Raw genomic sequence first — 17,537 nt, forward strand, 5'->3', positions numbered from 1 at the left:
TTATTGCTCGCGCAACCATCCGAGCGCGATCTTTTGCGAGCAAGCTCGCTCCTACACAAAGCGGTGACTCAACCGAAGAACCAGTAGCAGACGATGATGGACGCGATTACGCCTGCCAGGTCCGCCAACAGGGCGCAGCCCACGGCGTGGCGGGCGCGCTGGATGCCCACCGAACCGAAGTAGACCGCCAGCACGTAGAAGGTGGTTTCGGTGCTGCCCTGCATGGTGGCGGCCACCAGCGCCGGGAAGCTGTCGACGCCCTGGGTCTGGATCGTCTCGATCAGCATGGCGCGGGCGGCACTGCCGGAGAAAGGTTTGACCAGCCCTGTCGGCAGTGCCTCGACGAAACGGCTGTCCAGTCCCAGGCCTTCGACTACCCAGCGGATGACGTCGAGCAGCTGATCCAGCGCACCCGAAGCACGCAGGGCACCCACGGCGCAGAGCATGGCGACCAGGTATGGCAGGAGGTTCTTCGCCACATCGAAGCCTTCCTTGGCACCTTCCACGAATGCCTCGTAGATCGGCACCTTCCGCAGCGCCCCCATCACCAGGAAACCGAGGATCAGCGCGAACAGGGTGAGGTTGCCGAGCAGGGAGGAGAGGGCAGTCAACGCGGTCGCCGAAAGACCGGCCAGCACTGCCATGAAGCCACCAAGCAGCAACGCGGCGCCGCCGAACCAGGCGAGCAGTACCGGGTCCGTCAGCCTGATCCGCTGCATGAACGCCACCGAAAGCAGCGCCGTCATGGTGGAAATCGCGTTGGCCAGGAGGATCGGCAGGAACACCAGGGCGGGATCGCTCGCACCGGCCTGGGCGCGGTACATGAAGATGGTCACCGGCAGCAGCACGAAGGAGGACGCGTTCATCACCATGAACAGCACCTGGGCGTTGCTCGCCGACGTGCTGCTGGGATTGAGCTCTTGCAGTGCCTTCATCGCCTTCAGGCCGATGGGCGTGGCGGCGTTGTCCAGGCCGAGGCCGTTGGCGGTGAAACTCAAGGTGACCAGACCGAGCGCCGGGTGACCACGTGGAACCTCGGGCATCAGGCGGGCGAACAGTGGCCCGAGCAGACGCGCGAGGATATCCACAAGACCGGCCCGTTCGGCGATGCGCAGGAAACCCAGCCACAAGGTCAGGGTCCCGAATAGCAGGATCATCACATCCACCGAGAGCTTGGCCATGGCGAACAGGCTCTCCACCATCGCCGCCCAGACACCCGGGTCCCCCCCGATCCAACGCACCAGCGCGGCCACCGCCGCCACCAGGAAGAAGCTCAGCCACAGGCCGTTGAGCATTTGCAGTCCCCCAGAAAACAGTGAGGCGGATTCTAGCGGGGGTGTAGCCGCAGGGGCGAATTCAATCTGCCCTTGAGCCCGCGTGAAATCCTGCCTCCCTCACCCCCGCAGGTGCTTGAATCAGGGCGCCAACAAAAAAGCCCCGATCTGGTCGGGGCTTTTTCGTTCAGCACGGCGCGGCCTCAGTCGATGACTGCACGGCCCTTGGCCGAGGTGGCGGTGTTGCCGGTGCTCGGCAGGGAGGCCAGGTAACGCTGGCCCTTCTCGGCGTCGTACATGCCTTCCCACTTCGCAATGACCAGTACCGCCAGGGCGTTGCCGATCACGTTCAGCGCGGTACGGGCCATGTCCATGATGCGGTCGACGCCCGCGATGAAGGCCAGGCCTTCCAGCGGGATGCCAACGCTGCCCAGGGTGGCCAGCAGGACCACGAAGGAGACGCCCGGCACACCGGCGATCCCCTTGGAGGTGACCATCAGAGTCAGCACCAGCAGCAGCTGCTGGCTGATGCTGAGATCGATGCCGTAGAGCTGGGCGATGAAGATGGCCGCGATGCTCTGGTACAGGGTCGAGCCATCGAGGTTGAAGGAGTAGCCGGTGGGGACCACGAAGCTGCTGATGGCGCGCGGTGCGCCGTAGGCTTCCATCTTCTCGATGATGCGCGGCAGGACGGTCTCGGAGCTGGCGGTGGAGTACGCGAGGATCAGCTCGTCCTTGAAGATGCGCATCAGCTTGATGATGGAGAAGCCGAACAGACGCGCCACCAGCCCCAGGACCATGAAGGCGAAGAAGGCGATGGCGAAGTACACCAGCACCACCAGCTTGGCCAGCGGCAGCAGCGAGGCGAAGCCGAAGTTGGCCACGGTCACGGCGATCAGCGCGAATACGCCGATGGGGGCGTACGCCATGATCATGTGGGTGACCTTGAACATGGTCTCGGACACGCCCTGGAACACCTTCACCACTGGCTCGCGAGTCTCGCCCGGAAGGCTCGAAAGGCCGAGGCCGAACATCACGGAGAAGAAGATGATCGGCAGCATCTCGCCACGGGCCACGGCGGCGAAGATGTTGGAGGGAATCAGGTTCAGCAGGGTCGAGATCAGCGCGTGGTCGTGCTGCACTTCCTGGGCGGTCTGCTGGTACTTGGAGATGTCCACCGTACCCAGGGTGCTCATGTCGATGCCGGCGCCGGGCTGGAAGAAGTTGGCCAGCAGCAGGCCGACGACGATCGCCACCGTGGTGATGATCTCGAAGTAGAGGATGGTCTTCAGGCCGATGCGGCCAAGCTTCTTGGCGTCGCCCACGCCAGCGATGCCGACGACCAGAGAAGCGATGACGATCGGGATGACGATCATCTTGATCAGGCGAATGAAGATGTCACCGGCCGGTTGCAGGACGTTGGTGATCCACCAGGCCTTTTCGGCACTGAAGTGGTTGAGCAGGGCGCCAATGGCGATACCCAGCACCAGCCCGATGAGAATCTGCCATGCGAGGCTCAATCTGGCCTTGGTCATAGTCGTCACCCTCTGAGTTCTTGTGGAAGTCGGGAGTACGGCACCGCCGGGATGGCCGAGCGGACCGCAAAAAAGGGGCGACATGATTCATAGGGAGCTAATGATCGTCTAATGCCGTAACCGCCTACCCTATGCCAAATCGGCATGACTAAAACCGGATGGGACCATGGTTCCAGCGCTTCCTGGATAGCATTTCCGGCATGGGAATTTTCCCGGAAGCGGCGACAGCAAAGTCTGTGAGCGCCATCTAGGCTGACTGGGTCCGGCCCGGTCGGGCTGCCAGTTTGTAGATGAATGGAGAGCGGCGATGAAGAAGGTCCTGGTGCTCTATTACTCGATGTACGGTCATATCGAACGTATGGCGGAATCCGTCGCCGAAGGCGCGCGCAGCGTTTCCGGCGTGGAAGTGACCCTCAAGCGTGTGCCGGAAACCATGCCTGAGGATGTGGCCCGTAAAGCCGGCGCCAAGCTGGATCAGGCCGCGCCCGTGGCCAGCCCGCAGGAGCTGGAGAACTACGACGCCATCCTGTTCGGCACGCCGACTCGCTTTGGCAACATGAGCGCACAGATGCGCAGCTTCCTCGACCAGACTGGCGGGCTCTGGGTGAAGGGCGCGCTGATCGGCAAGATCGGCAGCGTCTTCACCTCAACCGGCACCGGCGGCGGCTCGGAAACCACCATCACTTCGTTCTGGCACACGCTGGCGCATCACGGAATGCTGCTTGCCGGACTGCCCTATTCGGCACCGGAACTGACCGATATCAGTGAGCTGCGAGGGGGCTCGCCCTACGGCGCGGCTACCGTGGCCGGCAGCGATGGCTCGCGCCAGCCCAGCGCCAAGGAGCTATCCCTGGCGAAGTTCCAGGGCGCGCACGTGGCGACTTTGGTCAGCAGGATGAAATGAGGGGAGACCCTTGTGGGGGCGATTTCAATCGCTATGCAGGCCGAAGGACTGCTCGACAAGGTCCCAGGGGGCAACCCTGTCGCCATTCGCGAATGAATTCGCCCCCACAAAAGAAGCATTCATTACTGACGAGCAAATGTTTCTGCTGCCGGGAGCTGGAACTTTCCAACTCCCGGCAGCAGCTCGCCCGACCCGGCCCACATGGTCGTGGAGGCACCCCTTCTGCCCCTGGGTCACGCCGCTAAAGACAACGCGGAACAACCCGGCCCCTTGGTCCATCGGCCCGTCGCCGGACCTTGATCCCTTGAGTCCTCAATACCAGTTCGGGTCCGCTTTCAATTGCTCGTCGAGGATGTGCCGGACTTCTTCGTCCGGCTCGCCGAGCCAGCGATAACTGGCATGTCGACTGGGCGACTTGTCGGATGGCAAGCCGTCCGGCAACTGCACATAGAGTGCCCAGACGTCGTCCTTGTTCCAGCTGAAGGCAACATAGAGGCGCTGGCTGAAGCAGTTCTTGGCTTCGCAGAGCCCGCCCACCAGATACTTGTCACCCTCGTCTTCAACCGCCTTCATTGGCGGCGCAGTGCCCGAAAGATTCATGACCCACTCGGGTAGTCGGCTTTCGTCTTGCACCAGCTCCTGCCAGGTCTCCTGATACTCAGGGTCGCTGCCGAGCAGTTCGTTGAGGCGGTGCTGGGCGTCCGTGTCGGCGGCCAGCGCTTGAGCGCCGGCCAACCCCAGGAGCAAGGCGGTAACCGCCTTGATCGAGCGATCCATGAAAGCCTCCTCAGGGGGCGCGTCGGCCCATGATGAAGGACACCACGAACAGCACCAGGAAGATGACGAAAAGTATCTTCGCGATGCCCGCAGCGGTTCCGGCGATACCACCGAATCCAAGCACGGCGGCGACGATTGCGATGACCAGGAAAGTAAGTGCCCAACTCAGCATGGCCTTTCTCCTTTTGCTTCTGTTGTCAGCGCGACTGCGCAGGGACCACCGGCACGACGCAGACCGCAGCGTCGGTGGGTGTTGCATACCGTTGGCAGGCGCTGCGCAACATGACGATGCCACACAGCGCGGTAGTCAGGGCGAAGGCAAGGCTCAACATGACGGCACGCCTCTGCTCGATCAGAAGACCCAGCGCGGCTGGGCGCCGGCCTCGGTCCACATGTGCTGACTCACCTCATGCAGCGGGCCATCGGCACGAACCGGGGCCGTCCGGCTGCTCTGTTCCGCAGCGGGAACCTGCAGCGGCGCCGGCTGGATGCGCTCTCGCAGGTGCTGTTCGGCGAGCATGCCGAGCACCACGACCAGCCCGGTCAGAAGGACCATCAGCCATCTGGACGACCACCACTGGAAACCTTTCATCCTCGAATCCTCCCTTGGGGTGGATTTGTGGCCTCGTTACTTCAGATGCATGGCTCACGCCAGCCGCGGCCCTTCAAAAATCCTCACCAGCTCAATGGGTTACTTGAGAACCTCGACCACGCCCGACGGCACTTTGCACGATCAGGCTCAGCTCGCCAGGCAAATTGCATGCTCTTAAAAGGCCCGGAACCTCCCTGTTCCAGGCGGAGCTGTCCTGAAGGTGCACTGGGGTCACAAGAGGTAGAAAGACCGATGCGCCTTCAGGTATCGGGAACATCGCAAGGCCTGTGCCAGTCTTGATAATGAATAAACTTTCTTAGAAATCAGTAAGTTATATTTTGTCTAGGCACTTCACACACTTGCATGCTGCAATGCCTGTAGGAAAAACGCGTGCAACTTGCACGACATTTCTTGGACTAACTTTCTATGACTCGGAAATGGAGTGAGAGCATGGAACAGGTAACCGAGAACCAGGGACGAATCCTGCTGGTGGATGACGAGGCCGCCATCCTGCGTACCTTTCGCTACTGCCTGGAGGACGAAGGCTACAGCGTTGCCACGGCCGCCAGTGCGGCGCAGGCGGAGACGATCCTGCAGAGGCAGGTCTTCGACCTGTGCTTCCTCGATCTGCGTCTGGGCGAGGACAGCGGCCTCGACGTACTGGCGCAGATGCGCGTACAGGCGCCTTGGATGCGCGTGGTGATCGTGACTGCGCACTCAGCGGTCGATACGGCGGTGGATGCGATGCAGGCCGGCGCCGCCGATTACCTGGTCAAGCCCTGCAGCCCTGACCAATTGCGCATGGCCGCGGCCAAGCAGTTGGAAGTGCGCCAACTCACCGCGCGCCTGGAAGCCCTCGAAGGTGAAGTACGCCGCGCGGGTGAGGGACTGTTTTCCCAGAGCCCGGCCATGATGGCCGTGCTGGAGACCGCGAGGCAGGTGGCCGGCACCGACGCCAATATCCTCATTCTTGGTGAATCGGGCACCGGTAAGGGAGAACTGGCCCGCGCCATCCATGGCTGGAGCAAGCGCGCGAAGAAAGCTGTCGTCACCATCAATTGCCCCTCGCTGTCGGCCGACCTGATGGAAAGCGAGCTATTCGGACACAACCGGGGAGCCTTTACCGGTGCCAGCGAAAGCACCCTGGGCCGGGTAAGCCAGGCCGATGGCGGAACGCTGTTCCTCGACGAGATTGGCGACTTCCCCCTGAGCCTCCAGCCCAAACTGCTGCGTTTCATCCAGGACAAGGAGTACGAACGGGTGGGCGACCCGGTGACCCGTCGCGCCGATGTGCGCATTCTCGCCGCCACCAACCTTGATCTGGACGAGATGGTTCGCGACGGCCGCTTCCGAGAGGACCTGCTCTATCGCATCAACGTGATTGCCTTGAGCCTGCCGCCGTTACGCGAACGCCACGAAGACATCCTCGACCTCGCCGAGCGCTTCCTGGCGCGCTTCGTCGGCGAGTATGCACGTCCGGCGCGGGCCTTCAGCGAAGAAGCGACGGCAGCGCTGCTCAACTATCGCTGGCCGGGTAACGTGCGCGAACTGCGCAACGTGATCGAGCGCGCCACGATCATCTGCAACCAGGAGCGAGTCGAGGTCAGCCACCTGGGGCTGGGCGACACACCCACGGCCAATGCGCCAAGGGTAGGAGGACCGCTGAGCCTGGAAGACCTGGAACGCGCACATATCGCCGGAGTACTGGCCACTAGCGAGACGCTCGACCAGGCCGCCCGTACGCTGGGTATCGACGCTTCGACCCTGTATCGCAAACGCAAGCTTTACGGCCTCTGAAGGGGTCGCCGCCATGCGACTGCGCACGCGACTGTTTCTGAGCATCTCGGCACTGATCACCGTCGCCCTCCTGGGATTGCTGCTGGGCCTGGTCAGCGTGATGCAAATGGCAAGCTCCCAGGAACGCCTGATCAACCAGTCCTTCGCCACCATCGATATCAGCCTGCGGATGCGCCAGCAGCTGGGCGACCAGATGGTCAACCTGATGGGCAGGGACCTGGACCTGCCGGCCTTGCAGGCCTCGCAGCAGAAGTTCCTTGCGGCGTTGGATGAGGGCCTGCACTCGACCACGGATGAGCAGACCCTCGCACACTTCCAGCGGATCGCCGCGTCCTACAAGATCTTCCTCGACGTCGTGCGACAGCCCGTCAGCCTGCGCTGGAGCCTGCTGGACGACGACGACTTCAGCCACTCCCTGGATATCCTGCGCACCAGCATGGTGGAGCTGCAGCGCCATTCGCTGTCCGTGGTCGGCGACGCCGAAGGCGCTGCGCGCAATCGGGCGCTGCTGGTTGCAAGCCTGCTCGGCCTGCTCGGTATAGCGGTCCTGGCGGTCGGCCTCATTACCGCCCATGGCATGGCTCGTCGCTTCGCCGAACCCATCGACGCACTGGCCAAGGCCGCCGACCAGGTGGGCCGGGGAGATTTCAAGGTCACGCTACCCCTGTCGCCGGTGAACGAGATGTCCACGCTGATCCGTCGCTTTGGCCTGATGGCCGAGGCCCTGCGCATGTTCAAGGAAACCAATGTCGAGAAACTGCTGGCCGAGCAGCAGCGCCTGAAGGCAGTCCTCGACAGCATCGACGACGGCCTGCTGATCCTTGATCGGCAGGGGCGCATCCAGCACGCGAACCCAGTGGCACAGCGGCAGCTCTCCTGGGAGGAGGTCGTCCCCGGCCAGCTGCTGTCGCAGGCCCTTGGCCGGCCAGAGCTGGACGAGCTGGCCCAGCGGGTGCTGCGCGGTGAAACCCTGGACGAAGCGCCCGAGGACCTGGAAGTAAACGCGGACGGCGAGCAACGCCTGCTGAACTGGCGGCTGGTGCCGGTGGCGCTTGACGCAGAGCGCCTGCAGGGTGGAGTGATGGTGCTGCGAGACGTAACTGAAGAACGTGCCTTCGAGCGGGTACGTAACGAGTTCGTGCTGCGCGCCTCCCACGAGCTGCGGACACCGGTAACCGGCATGCAGATGGCCTTCGGTCTTCTCAACGAGCGCCTGAACTTCGACCCCGAAGGCCGCGAGGCGGACTTGCTGAAGACGGTGGACGAGGAAATGCAGCGGCTGGTACGCCTGATCAACGACTTGCTCGACTTTTCCCGCTACCAGAGTGGCGTGCAGGTACTGGAGCGCGAGCCCTGTGACCTGGAGGAGCTGCTTGTAGCTCTACGTCAGCGCTACGAGCCCCAAGCCAGCGAGCACGGTATCGAGATCGAACTGGAGCTGTACCCACCACTACCGCGGATGAGCCTCGATCGACTGCAAATCGAGCGGGTGCTGGACAACCTGGTGGGCAACGCGATTCGCCATAGCCCGAATGGCGGGCATATCCGCTTGCAGGCCCGGCGACACGGCGAACGGGTGCTGTTGAGTGTGGCGGACGACGGCGAGGGCGTGCCCTACAGCCAGCAGTCGCGGATCTTCGAGCCATTCGTGCAGGTTGGCCACCGCAAAGGTGGTGCCGGCCTTGGCCTGGCCATGTGCAAGGAGATCGTGCAACTGCACGGCGGGCGCATCGGCCTGTATTCACGCCCTGGGCATGGCGCGCAGTTCTATATGACGTTGCCGATGTAAGGGCGCGCTCGGAGCCTGCTTGCTTGTAGGGGCGAGTTCATTCGCCAAGCAGGCCGAAGGCATGCCCGCAAGGTTGAAAGGGTGCAGCTGCGCTGCCCTTGGCGAATGAATTCAACCCTACAGAAGAGAAGTCCGTGCACTGGGTAGATTCGCGGCTCGCCCCTTAACGCGGCATGCCGTTGAGCACCAGCAGCAGGGCGGCGGTCTCGGCATCGGGCTGGCCGTCGTAGAGGCGCTGGCGGTACTTCATCTGGAAGGCGGCGATGACGTTGCGGGTTTCCTTGTCCAGGACCCCGCTCTGCGGCGTGCTGTAGCCCTGGCGAATGAGCTGCTGTTGGAACCAGCCGACCGTGGGTAGAGCCGCAGCGAAACGCGCCTGTTCACGGGCCACCGCTCGCGCGTCCGGCCAGGGCAGCAGCCCGGCGTCGGCCAGGCGTTTCCAGGGGAACAGCGGGCCCGGGTCGACCTTGCGCTGGGGCGCGATATCGCTGTGGCCGATGATGCTGCCCAGTGGCAGGTTGTGGCGCTGGACGATGTCCTTGAGCAGTAGGATCAGGGCCTCGATCTGCTCCTCGCTGAACGGCTGGTAGACGCGCCCGGCTGGAGTATCGCGGTAGCCATTGTTGACCAGTTCGATGCCAAGGGTGCTGGCGTTCAACCAGGTACGCCCCTGCCACTCGCTGACGCCCGCATGCCAGGCGCGGCGATTCTCATCCACCAGGCGATAGACCTTGGCTGGATGGTCGCCAATCAGGTAATGGCTGCTGACGCCGTCACGGGTCAGCAGGCGCAGGGAGCTCTCCATGTCGGTGGAGGTGTAGTGCAACACCACGTACTGCACACGGCTGCTCTGGCTCACCGAACGGTGGCTATCGTCGATGCGCAGTCCGCCGGCGCAGCCACCGAGCAGAAGCAGGGCAAGGCTCAGGACAAGGGCTTTCATGGGGTCAGGTGAAGGATGCTTTGCAGGTTGTCGAGCAGCATGTCGACGCTGAGCATGATCAGCAACATGCCGGTCAGGCGCTCCACGGCCATCAGGCCACGGTCACCGAGGAAGCGTTGCAGGAAGGCAGCCTGCAGCAGGATCAGGGCCGTGCAGGCACAGGCCAGCAGCACCGCGACATAGAGTTCCCAGAGCGCTCCCTGGTGGGTGTTGCGCAGGGTCATCAGTACCGCGAGGGCCGACGGACCAGCTACTGCCGGGGTGGCCAGCGGCACCAGCATCGGTTCGCCGCCGGGCAGGTCGCCGAGCACGCCTTCGGGTCGCGGGAAAATCAGACGCAGAGCGATGATGAACAGGATGATGCCGCCGGCGATGGCGATGGACTCGCGGGAGAGGCCGAGGCCGCTGAGGATCTTGTCGCCAAAGGTGAGGAACAGCATCAGCAGGGCCAGCGCGAACAACAGTTCGCGCAGGGCGACCCTCAGGCGGCGCTCGGGCGCCACGCCCTTGAGTGCGGCGATGAAAATGGCGATGTTGCCGAAGGGGTCGGTGACCAGAAAGATCAGGACGGCAATGCCTAGGATTTCCATGGGGTGTCCCCTCAAACCAATGGGCAGAAGTGTAATGGCCGGTTGCGCTGGCGTCTGCGCGCAGTCTCGGGCGCCGGGTGGCGAACCTGTTGCGAAATCTTCCCGGACTCGTACTCCCGGAAGAAAAAGGGCGCGGATTATAGCCTGTTGCCACTGTGCTAATCGGACATGGGGCCTACAGACTGGGATGAACGGCGACGTGGAAACGGCCGCCACAGGTAATGTTGTAGGTAAGGGAAATCCCCGCCGAGGAAGACCGCCATGCGCCGCGCGCTGCTCTGGTTCAAGCAGGATCTCAGGCTCGATGACCACCCGGCGCTCCAGATCGCGCTCCAGGCTGACCGCTTGCTGCCCCTGTACGTCTTCGACCCCGCGCTGCTCGGTCCTTCTCCGTTGGGGCCGCGTCGTCTGGGTGTGCATCGGGCGCGCTTCCTCCTGGAAAGCCTGGCGGCCCTGGACTCCGGCCTGCGCCAGCACGGCTCACGGCTTCTGGTGGTACAGGGCCACGCGGAGCTGGTGATACCCACCCTGGTTGAGCACCTGGGCCTGGAGGAGGTACTGACCCTGGGTGAAATAGCGCCCTACGAGCTCGATGAGGTACGCCGTGTGCGTCATGCCTTGGGCGTGCCCCTCGTCGAGATGCCGGGTAACAACCTGTTGCGTGAAGAAGAACTGCCCCGCCCGCTGATCGAACTGCCTTCAGTCTTCAACCAGTTCCGCGACCTGATGGATGAGCGCCTCTACGTCTTCCAGCCGCGTCCTGCTCCTCCCACGCTGCCACCATTGCCCAGCGGCGCGCTGAGCCTGATGGTGCCCCTGCCAACGCTGTCCCGCCTGGGCCTGGGCGAGCCCCTGGGCACACCGGCCACCGCGTTCCCTTTCGCCGGCGGCGAGCCTGCCGCCCAGGCTCGGCTGCGCGACTATCTCTGGGAATCCCGGGGCGTGCACCAGTACCAGGAAACCCGCAACGGCATGATCGGCAGCGAGTACTCGTCCAAGCTGTCGCCCTGGCTGGCCAACGGCAGCCTGTCACCACGCCGGGTCGCCGCGGAGCTACATCGTCTGGAGGCACAGCATGGCCGCAGTGAGTCGACCCAGCAGCTGTGGATGGAGTTGCTCTGGCGCGAGTTCTTCCGCTGGACCCTGCTGCGCTTTGGTGGCGCCCTGTTCCGCTCGGATGGCCTGAAAGCCACCGCGCGGGCGCCGAACAATCTCGACGAGCGCTACCTGCGTTGGTGCAACGGCCGTACCGGTATGCCGCTGGTGGACGCCAACATGCGAGAGCTGATGATGACAGGCTGGATGTCCAGTCGTGGCCGCCAGGTGGTGGCAGCTTACCTGGTCAACGACTTGCAGCAGGATTGGCGCTATGGCGCGGCATGGTTCGAGGAGCACCTGCTGGACTACGACCCGGCAAGCAACTGGGGCAACTGGGCCTACCTCGCCGGGGTGGCCAGCGACCCGCGTCGCGCGCGGGCCTTCAATGCGCTGCGCCAGGCCCGGCAATACGACCCGGACGCCTCCTACGTCAGTCTCTGGCTACCGGAACTGCGCGGCCTGCCGATCGAGCAGCGCCACACTCCATTCATGCTCAGCGAACTGCAGTTCGCCGGGCTGGATTACCCGCGCCTGGAGCACATTCCGGACAATTGGAAACCTTATATCTCCAGTGCCGCCTGACAGGTTCAGCCTGGTTGCGAGAGGCCTTGGGGGTCGGGCTCGCTGCGCCCAGCCGAAGGTTTCGGCAGGGCCAGCTCGATGCGGTTGCGCCCCTGGTGCTTGGCCCGGTAGAGCGCCTCGTCCGCTCGCTGAAACGCGATGTCGCTCGGCTCACCGGCAATCAGCGATGTCAGGCCGCCCGAGAGGGTGATGGAAACCCGCTCCCCCTTGAAGTGGAACGGGCAGGCTTCGATGGCCAGTCGCAGGCATTCCATCAATTGCGCGCCGCCTTCCACCGGAGTCGCAGGCAACAGGACGGCGAACTCCTCACCGCCGAAGCGTGCGATGAAGTCGGTCTTGCGCAGTCGCCGGTGGAGTTCGCCGGCAATAATCTTCAGTACCTTGTCGCCGGCCAGGTGGCCAAAGCCATCGTTGATGCGCTTGAAATGGTCGATGTCGATTACCGCCAGCAACAGGTCGCCACCGTAGCGCTGCTGCCGGGCCAGTTCGATTTCCAGTCGCTCGTTCCAGGCCGCACGGTTGGGTAGGCCAGTGAGCGGGTCCCGCAGGGCCTTCTGGCGCTGGACCTCGAGGTTGTTCTGGAAGGTCTTGGCTTCTTCTTCCATGGTCGCCACCCGCGTCATCAGCACCTGCAGTCGCTCACCGACTTCGTGCTCGCGGGCCGAGCGCTGCTGCTGATAGCGGTTCATGGTATCGAGCAGACCGTCCAGGCGCTGTTCCAGGCTCTCCTTGAGGTGGTTGAGGTCGGTAGCGTCCTGCACGCTGGCCTGCAAGCCGCTGACCTGTTCGCGCAGCTGGTCGTCCAGGGCGCGGGCACTGTCCAGCGACTCGGAATAACCCTCATGTGCCGCGCTCAGGTGCTCGAGGAACAGCACCAGGCGCTGGTTCAGCTGTTTGAGGTAACCGGCGAATTCGCGGTGTCCGCTGTCGGTCACTGCCAGCACCAGCACTGCGAAGTCATCCAGCACGGGCACCAGTTCGTACCAGTTCAGCCCCCCTTCCAGGCGTTGGCGCAGGGCCGCTGCCTGCGGCTGGTGGTGCTCGGGAAGGTCCAGCTCGTCCAATAGTGAGCGCAGGCTGTCCGCCACATGGGGGGCGATAGCGCTGTAGCCCGGCTCCGGTAGGCCGGGCAGAGCGTACTCGGGGTTGCCGTCGCCGGTCAGAATGGAAGCGGAAAGCGGCAAGCTGTCCAGAGCGTTGCTGCGCACGGGGGCGGCGTCGACGATTGCGTGCTCAGGTTCAACAAGGGCGTTGGCCGGCAGGGTGGCCACAGGGTCAATCGACTTCGCCGATTCCTGAGAGGCTGGAACAGGCTCGGGCGAGCTCAATTTCTGGGCGGCCTGCGCTGGCTCTGCGCGTCGATACGCTTCGGGTTTCGCGACTTCCGCCCCTGTTGCTGCCGCCGGAGTCGGATCAGCTGACGCCTCCTCTCGGTTGCTGCCGAAAAGCCGTTGCAGCAGACCAGGCTTGGCAACTGACGCGTCGTCACTGGACAGCACTTCAAGCGCCTGCCCCTGTAGCACACCGAGTTCGGCCAGCAGCGCCGGCAGCTCACGGGGTTGGCGCGCACGCTCATCGATGCGTCTGGCGAACTGCTTGATCCCCTTGCGCACTTCGCGCGGCAAATCGAGCGAGAGAAGGCGACTGGCGATCCCCGAGAGGGCGCTGACGTTCTGTTCCACGCGTTGCTGGCGACGCTGCTCGGAGTCCAGCACCGCCTTCTCAAGACGCGGGATCAGCGCCGAAAGACCGGCGTCCATCTGCTCACTGCGGATGATTTCCCGCAACTCCTGCATGCACTGGTCAACCGCCTTGTCTGAACCCTCGGCCGCCAAGGAGCTGCGCACCAGGCCACGACGCAGCAGGTCGAGGCGAGCGTCCCAGCGCTTCTCGAGCTTCTCCTGCTGTTCAAGGCTTTCCAGGTATTTGGCTTTCCAACGCTGGGCGTCGTCGCTCATGCAAGGGTTCCGCGCAAGGGTTAGCTGAGGGCAAGGGGCAGGTCGGCCTGCAGCTCAACCGGCAGGCGAATGTCCACCGCCACGGGCAGATGGTCGGATATGGGTTGGCTGAGCACCGCCACTCGCTCCAGGGTCAGGCTGGAGCTGAGCAGGATATGGTCGAGACAGCGTTGTGGCCGCCAGCTGGGGAAAGTCGCCTCGACCTGCGGCGCCAGCAAGCCGAGATCGCGCAGGGGCGAATGCTCCAGCAGGTCGTTGGCATGGGTGTTCATGTCGCCCATCAACACCAGGTGGCGAAAGCCACTTACCCGCTCGCGGATATAGGCCAGTTGGCGGGTACGGGTACGGGCGCCGAGCGACAGGTGCATCATCACCACGGCGAGTGCATTCTTGCCTGAACCGAAGCGCAGCAGGATCGCACCGCGGCCGGGCGGGCCGGGCAGGGGGTGGTCTTCCAGGAGACTGGGCTGCAGACGGCTGAGCAGGCCGTTGCTGTGCTGGGCGATGCGCCCGAGATTGCGGTTGAGCTGTTGATACCAGTACGGGAAGGCGCCGAGCTGGGCGAGGTGCTCGACCTGATTGATGTAGCCGGAGCGGATGCTGCCGCCGTCGACCTCCTGCAGCGCGACCAGATCGTAGTCGCCAAGCAGGTCGCCAATGCGCTGGAGGTTTCCAGCGCGGCCTGTGTGCGGCAACAGATGCTGCCAGCCGCGGGTCAGGTAATGGCGGTAACGCTCGGTGCTGATGCCGACCTGGATGTTGAAGCTGAGCAGGCGCAAGCGGCCGTCGGCGGGCAACCCGCCCCTGTCGCAGTGGGGGTTGACCCGTGCATCGCACGGGCCTGCCTCCCGCTCACCCACCCAGCGTCGAAGCATCGGGCGAATGCGCCGCTTACTTCGCGGCGCGCTCCTTCTCGATCAGGTGCTCGGCGACCTTGAGGGTCTGCTCCGGGCCACCCGAGGAGCTGATGTCGAAGCGGTACTTGCCGTTGACCACCAAGGTCGGTACGCCGGTGATCTGGTAGGCCATGGCCAGCTTCTTGGCTTTCTCCATCTGGCCCTTCACCGCAAAGGAGTTGTAGGCCTTGAGGAAGGCGTCCTTGTCCACGCCCTGACCAGCGAGGAATTCAGCCATTTCCTCGGGGGTCGCGAGTTTCTTGCCTTCCTTGTGGATGGCATCGAACACGGCTTTGTGGACCTGATGCTCGACTTTCATGCTTTCGAGGGTGATGAACAGCTGGCCGTGGACATTCCAAAGGCCGCCGAACATGGCAGGAATGCGGACGAAGTTGACGTCTTCCGGCAGTTTCTCGGCCCAGGGATTGAGGGTCGGTTCGAACTGGTAGCAGTGCGGGCAGCCATACCAGAACAGCTCCACCACTTCGATCTTGCCGGGAACCGACACCGGAACCGGGCTGCTCAGCTCGACATACTGCTTGCCGGCTTCGATGTCCTCAGCCTGGACGGCGCTCATGCCCAGCAGGCTTGCGCCGGCAAGAACGGCGGAAAGAATCAGGTTACGCATGCTTCACTCCTTGAGGGGTAATAGGGCCGCGAAGGCCATGTTTCGACCTGCGGCGACACAGCGGGTTCCGGCCATTGTAGCGGGCCGAAGAATGAAAAAGGGTGGCCTAAGCCACCCTCTTTCACATTCCAGACAACGGGTCTCAGTGCAGGCCCTGGATGTAGCTGGATACCGCTTCGATGTCCTTGTTGCTCAGCTTGGCGGCGATGCCACGCATGATCATGCTGTCGCCATCGTTGGTGCGGTTGCCTTCGCGGAAATCAGTCAGCTGCTTGGCCACGTACTGGGCATGCTGGCCACCCAGGTGCGGGAAGCCGGCTGCCGCGTTACCGGAACCATCGGGAGCGTGGCAACCCGTGCAAGCGGGCATGCCCTGTTCCAGTTTGCCGCCGCGGAAGAGCGCTTCGCCGCGTGCCACGACTTTCGGATCGGCTGCGCCGACGCTGCCCTTCTGACTAGAGAAGTAGGCGGCGATGTCAGCCAGATCCTGATCGCTGAGGTTGTTCAGCAGGCCGGTCATTTCCAGCACGGTACGGTTACCAGCCTTGATGTCCTTCATCTGCTTGAGCAGGTAGCGTTCGCCCTGACCAGCCAGTTTCGGGAAATTCGGGGCGGCGCTGTTGCCGTCCGGACCATGGCAGGCGCCACAAACTGCGGCCTTGGCCTGACCAGCCTTGGCGTCGCCAGCGGCGTGGGCCATGCCGGTGATGCCCAAGGTCAACAGCAGACTCACGATTACTTTGTTCATCAGCTAATCCAACTACGGCTAAAGGGTAAAGGTGTTATGCACCGGGCTACTTTATTGGCTCATCCACTGGATGACGGCCTTGTAGTCCTCGGCACTGCAATCCATGCACAGACCTTTCGGCGGCATGGCGTTCAAACCGTTGGTGACGCTCTGTACCAGAGTGTCCATGCCCTTGGCCAGGCGCGGTTCCCAGGCAGCCTTGTCGCCCTTCTTCGGCGCCATCGGCAGCTGACCAGTATGACAGGCGCCGCAGGCCCGGTTGAAAACCGCTTCAGGATCCTGGGCCGCTTGCGCGACGAAGGACAGCGCCGCAAGGCTAGCAGCGAGCAGTACTTTCTTCATGATCAACCTCATCGGGGGGCTTCGCCGCGCATTCTGTCGTGCGTCGGTCATGCCGTGGACACCAGACCCTGGGGGATAAAGCGCACACTAAATCTGCGGCATTATATACTGGCGATGCATAAACGGAAACGAAACCGCCCTATGCGACACCGCGTCGCACCCCTGGATTCCTAATGTCATCGAAGAACCCGATCCTCGGCCTGTGCCAACAGGCCCGTTTTCTCATCAGTGCTGCCAAGGTCGACCAGTGCCCATCGGACACCGGACTGGAGGTGGCTTTTGCCGGGCGTTCCAACGCCGGAAAGTCCAGCGCGCTGAACACCCTTACCCATGCCAGTCTGGCGCGCACCTCGAAAACTCCGGGGCGCACCCAGTTGCTGAATTTCTTCTCCCTGGACGAAGAACGTCGCCTGGTGGACCTGCCAGGCTACGGCTACGCCAAGGTGCCGATCCCGCTCAAGCAGCACTGGCAGCATCACCTGGAGGCCTATCTCAGCAGCCGCGAAAGCCTCGCCGGGCTGGTCCTGCTGATGGACATCCGCCACCCGCTGACCGACTTCGACCGCCTGATGCTGGACTGGTCGAGCGCGGGCAACATGCCCATGCACATCCTGCTGACCAAGGCCGACAAGCTGGCTTTCGGTGCCGCGAAAAATGCCCTGCTGAAGGTTCGCCAGGAAATCCGCAAGGGTTGGGGCGAGGGTGTCAGCATCCAGCTGTTCTCCGCGCCCAAGCGCCAGGGCATCGAGGAAGCCCATGCGGTGCTTGCGCACTGGCTGCAGCTGGATCTGCAGGATGACGAGACCGAAGCCTGAATTCCGGGCAAAAAAAACCCCGGACTTCGTATGGGGAGGGGGAAGTTCGGGGTCTAAGTCTGAACCGCTAGGGCGGGGTTCAGATATCTGCCAACACTAAACACAGCAAAAGGAGCATCGAAAGGCTTCACCAGCCATTCATGTGTGTGACTCCCCCGCCTTGCAGAAAGTTCAGACTGGATTTCAAAACAGTTTGCTATCAAAAGAAGCTTTTTATTCGATCATGGAATAAGCATCTGTTTCTCTGCTGATACAGATGCCCGCCCTGA

The 17,537-nt window shown here is 63.2% G+C and carries 18 protein-coding genes; 5 read left to right on the forward strand and 13 right to left on the reverse strand.

Annotation, left to right across the window (positions count from 1 at the left end; all coding sequences use genetic code 11):
- Positions 1 to 68: 68 nt before the first annotated feature.
- Positions 69 to 1,295, reverse strand: a complete 1,227-nt coding sequence (locus E8E75_RS22840) for a spore maturation protein (protein ID WP_120653750.1) — start codon at positions 1,293 to 1,295, stop codon at positions 69 to 71.
- Between the two features lie 182 nt (positions 1,296 to 1,477).
- Positions 1,478 to 2,809 (reverse strand): glutamate/aspartate:proton symporter GltP, encoded by a 1,332-nt coding sequence (gene gltP / locus E8E75_RS22845; RefSeq protein ID WP_153919398.1) that lies wholly within the window; start codon positions 2,807 to 2,809, stop codon positions 1,478 to 1,480.
- A 307-nt stretch (positions 2,810 to 3,116) separates the two neighbouring features.
- Between gltP and wrbA the strand changes: the two genes are divergently transcribed.
- Complete coding sequence (gene wrbA, locus E8E75_RS22850; RefSeq protein ID WP_153919395.1) at positions 3,117 to 3,713, forward strand: NAD(P)H:quinone oxidoreductase; 597 nt, start codon at positions 3,117 to 3,119, stop codon at positions 3,711 to 3,713.
- A gap of 312 nt (positions 3,714 to 4,025) precedes the next feature.
- Here the strand turns inward: wrbA and E8E75_RS22855 are convergent, their stop codons facing one another.
- The 4 genes from E8E75_RS22855 to E8E75_RS22870 are packed head-to-tail and all read right to left on the reverse strand — an operon-like array spanning position 4,026 to position 5,082.
- Complete coding sequence (locus tag E8E75_RS22855) at positions 4,026 to 4,490, reverse strand: inhibitor of vertebrate lysozyme family protein (protein ID WP_120653753.1); 465 nt, start codon at positions 4,488 to 4,490, stop codon at positions 4,026 to 4,028.
- A gap of 10 nt (positions 4,491 to 4,500) precedes the next feature.
- Positions 4,501 to 4,662, reverse strand: coding sequence for a DUF1328 domain-containing protein (locus tag E8E75_RS22860; protein ID WP_069081432.1), 162 nt, complete (start codon positions 4,660 to 4,662; stop codon positions 4,501 to 4,503).
- Positions 4,663 to 4,687: 25 nt separating this feature from the next.
- Complete coding sequence (locus tag E8E75_RS22865) at positions 4,688 to 4,822, reverse strand: hypothetical protein (protein WP_256660888.1); 135 nt, start codon at positions 4,820 to 4,822, stop codon at positions 4,688 to 4,690.
- Between the two features lie 20 nt (positions 4,823 to 4,842).
- The gene (locus E8E75_RS22870) at positions 4,843 to 5,082 is read right to left on the reverse strand and encodes a hypothetical protein (protein ID WP_153919392.1); all 240 of its coding nucleotides are present in this window, start codon (positions 5,080 to 5,082) and stop codon (positions 4,843 to 4,845) included.
- A gap of 450 nt (positions 5,083 to 5,532) precedes the next feature.
- Here E8E75_RS22870 and algB point away from each other — a divergent pair, with 450 nt between their 5' ends.
- Both algB and E8E75_RS22880 read left to right on the forward strand, forming a co-directional pair.
- Positions 5,533 to 6,879 carry a sigma-54-dependent response regulator transcription factor AlgB gene (gene algB, locus E8E75_RS22875; protein ID WP_153919389.1) on the forward strand — a complete coding sequence of 449 codons (1,347 nt, stop codon included), beginning with the start codon at positions 5,533 to 5,535 and terminating at the stop codon, positions 6,877 to 6,879.
- 13 nt (positions 6,880 to 6,892) lie between these two features.
- Positions 6,893 to 8,668 carry a KinB sensor domain-containing domain gene (locus tag E8E75_RS22880; protein ID WP_153919386.1) on the forward strand — a complete coding sequence of 592 codons (1,776 nt, stop codon included), beginning with the start codon at positions 6,893 to 6,895 and terminating at the stop codon, positions 8,666 to 8,668.
- A 163-nt stretch (positions 8,669 to 8,831) separates the two neighbouring features.
- On the opposite strand, the gene E8E75_RS22885 is transcribed toward E8E75_RS22880, so the two are convergent.
- Positions 8,832 to 9,611: an N-acetylmuramoyl-L-alanine amidase gene (locus tag E8E75_RS22885; protein ID WP_120653757.1), complete on the reverse strand. Its 780-nt coding sequence runs from the start codon at positions 9,609 to 9,611 to the stop codon at positions 8,832 to 8,834.
- On the reverse strand, positions 9,608 to 10,201 hold the full coding sequence (locus E8E75_RS22890) for a MarC family protein (RefSeq protein WP_280359814.1): 594 nt from the start codon (positions 10,199 to 10,201) through the stop codon (positions 9,608 to 9,610). The genes E8E75_RS22885 and E8E75_RS22890 overlap by 4 nt, the downstream gene beginning before the upstream one ends.
- Positions 10,202 to 10,462: 261 nt before the next feature.
- On the opposite strand from E8E75_RS22890, the gene E8E75_RS22895 reads away from it, so the two are divergent.
- Positions 10,463 to 11,881, forward strand: a complete 1,419-nt coding sequence (locus E8E75_RS22895) for a DASH family cryptochrome (protein ID WP_153919383.1) — start codon at positions 10,463 to 10,465, stop codon at positions 11,879 to 11,881.
- A 5-nt stretch (positions 11,882 to 11,886) separates the two neighbouring features.
- On the opposite strand, the gene E8E75_RS22900 is transcribed toward E8E75_RS22895, so the two are convergent.
- The 5 genes from E8E75_RS22900 to E8E75_RS22920 all read right to left on the reverse strand — a co-directional run bounded on the left by E8E75_RS22900 (position 11,887) and on the right by E8E75_RS22920 (position 16,453).
- Positions 11,887 to 13,839, reverse strand: a complete 1,953-nt coding sequence (locus E8E75_RS22900; protein WP_153919379.1) for a GGDEF domain-containing protein — start codon at positions 13,837 to 13,839, stop codon at positions 11,887 to 11,889.
- A 20-nt stretch (positions 13,840 to 13,859) separates the two neighbouring features.
- Positions 13,860 to 14,714, reverse strand: a complete 855-nt coding sequence (locus E8E75_RS22905) for an endonuclease/exonuclease/phosphatase family protein (RefSeq protein ID WP_120653761.1) — start codon at positions 14,712 to 14,714, stop codon at positions 13,860 to 13,862.
- Between the two features lie 16 nt (positions 14,715 to 14,730).
- Entirely contained in the window at positions 14,731 to 15,363 is a 633-nt protein-coding gene (locus tag E8E75_RS22910) for a thiol:disulfide interchange protein DsbA/DsbL (protein ID WP_120653762.1), read from the reverse strand.
- Positions 15,364 to 15,505: 142 nt separating this feature from the next.
- Entirely contained in the window at positions 15,506 to 16,111 is a 606-nt protein-coding gene (locus tag E8E75_RS22915) for a c-type cytochrome (RefSeq protein ID WP_120653763.1), read from the reverse strand.
- Positions 16,112 to 16,162: 51 nt separating this feature from the next.
- Positions 16,163 to 16,453 (reverse strand): c-type cytochrome, encoded by a 291-nt coding sequence (locus E8E75_RS22920; RefSeq protein ID WP_077527577.1) that lies wholly within the window; start codon positions 16,451 to 16,453, stop codon positions 16,163 to 16,165.
- A 173-nt stretch (positions 16,454 to 16,626) separates the two neighbouring features.
- On the opposite strand from E8E75_RS22920, the gene yihA reads away from it, so the two are divergent.
- On the forward strand, positions 16,627 to 17,268 hold the full coding sequence (yihA, locus tag E8E75_RS22925) for a ribosome biogenesis GTP-binding protein YihA/YsxC (protein ID WP_120653764.1): 642 nt from the start codon (positions 16,627 to 16,629) through the stop codon (positions 17,266 to 17,268).
- Positions 17,269 to 17,537 lie beyond the last annotated feature (269 nt).

It is taken from the genome of Pseudomonas sp. BN606 (assembly GCF_029873115.1).
In the GTDB taxonomy this organism is placed as follows: domain Bacteria; phylum Pseudomonadota; class Gammaproteobacteria; order Pseudomonadales; family Pseudomonadaceae; genus Metapseudomonas.

Excerpts from the sequence above, each read along its gene's own strand:
- E8E75_RS22840 (WP_120653750.1), bottom strand. The coding sequence starts at position 1,295 with ATGCTCAACGGCCTGTGGCTGAGCTTCTTCCTGGTGGCGGCGGTGGCC.
- gltP (WP_153919398.1), bottom strand. The coding sequence starts at position 2,809 with ATGACCAAGGCCAGATTGAGCCTCGCATGGCAGATTCTCATCGGGCTG.
- wrbA (WP_153919395.1), top strand. The coding sequence starts at position 3,117 with ATGAAGAAGGTCCTGGTGCTCTATTACTCGATGTACGGTCATATCGAA.
- E8E75_RS22855 (WP_120653753.1), bottom strand. The coding sequence starts at position 4,490 with ATGGATCGCTCGATCAAGGCGGTTACCGCCTTGCTCCTGGGGTTGGCC.
- E8E75_RS22860 (WP_069081432.1), bottom strand. The coding sequence starts at position 4,662 with ATGCTGAGTTGGGCACTTACTTTCCTGGTCATCGCAATCGTCGCCGCC.
- E8E75_RS22865 (WP_256660888.1), bottom strand. The coding sequence starts at position 4,822 with ATGTTGAGCCTTGCCTTCGCCCTGACTACCGCGCTGTGTGGCATCGTC.
- E8E75_RS22870 (WP_153919392.1), bottom strand. The coding sequence starts at position 5,082 with ATGAAAGGTTTCCAGTGGTGGTCGTCCAGATGGCTGATGGTCCTTCTG.
- algB (WP_153919389.1), top strand. The coding sequence starts at position 5,533 with ATGGAACAGGTAACCGAGAACCAGGGACGAATCCTGCTGGTGGATGAC.
- E8E75_RS22880 (WP_153919386.1), top strand. The coding sequence starts at position 6,893 with ATGCGACTGCGCACGCGACTGTTTCTGAGCATCTCGGCACTGATCACC.
- E8E75_RS22885 (WP_120653757.1), bottom strand. The coding sequence starts at position 9,611 with ATGAAAGCCCTTGTCCTGAGCCTTGCCCTGCTTCTGCTCGGTGGCTGC.
- E8E75_RS22890 (WP_280359814.1), bottom strand. The coding sequence starts at position 10,201 with ATGGAAATCCTAGGCATTGCCGTCCTGATCTTTCTGGTCACCGACCCC.
- E8E75_RS22895 (WP_153919383.1), top strand. The coding sequence starts at position 10,463 with ATGCGCCGCGCGCTGCTCTGGTTCAAGCAGGATCTCAGGCTCGATGAC.
- E8E75_RS22900 (WP_153919379.1), bottom strand. The coding sequence starts at position 13,839 with ATGAGCGACGACGCCCAGCGTTGGAAAGCCAAATACCTGGAAAGCCTT.
- E8E75_RS22905 (WP_120653761.1), bottom strand. The coding sequence starts at position 14,714 with ATGCTTCGACGCTGGGTGGGTGAGCGGGAGGCAGGCCCGTGCGATGCA.
- E8E75_RS22910 (WP_120653762.1), bottom strand. The coding sequence starts at position 15,363 with ATGCGTAACCTGATTCTTTCCGCCGTTCTTGCCGGCGCAAGCCTGCTG.
- E8E75_RS22915 (WP_120653763.1), bottom strand. The coding sequence starts at position 16,111 with ATGAACAAAGTAATCGTGAGTCTGCTGTTGACCTTGGGCATCACCGGC.
- E8E75_RS22920 (WP_077527577.1), bottom strand. The coding sequence starts at position 16,453 with ATGAAGAAAGTACTGCTCGCTGCTAGCCTTGCGGCGCTGTCCTTCGTC.
- yihA (WP_120653764.1), top strand. The coding sequence starts at position 16,627 with ATGTCATCGAAGAACCCGATCCTCGGCCTGTGCCAACAGGCCCGTTTT.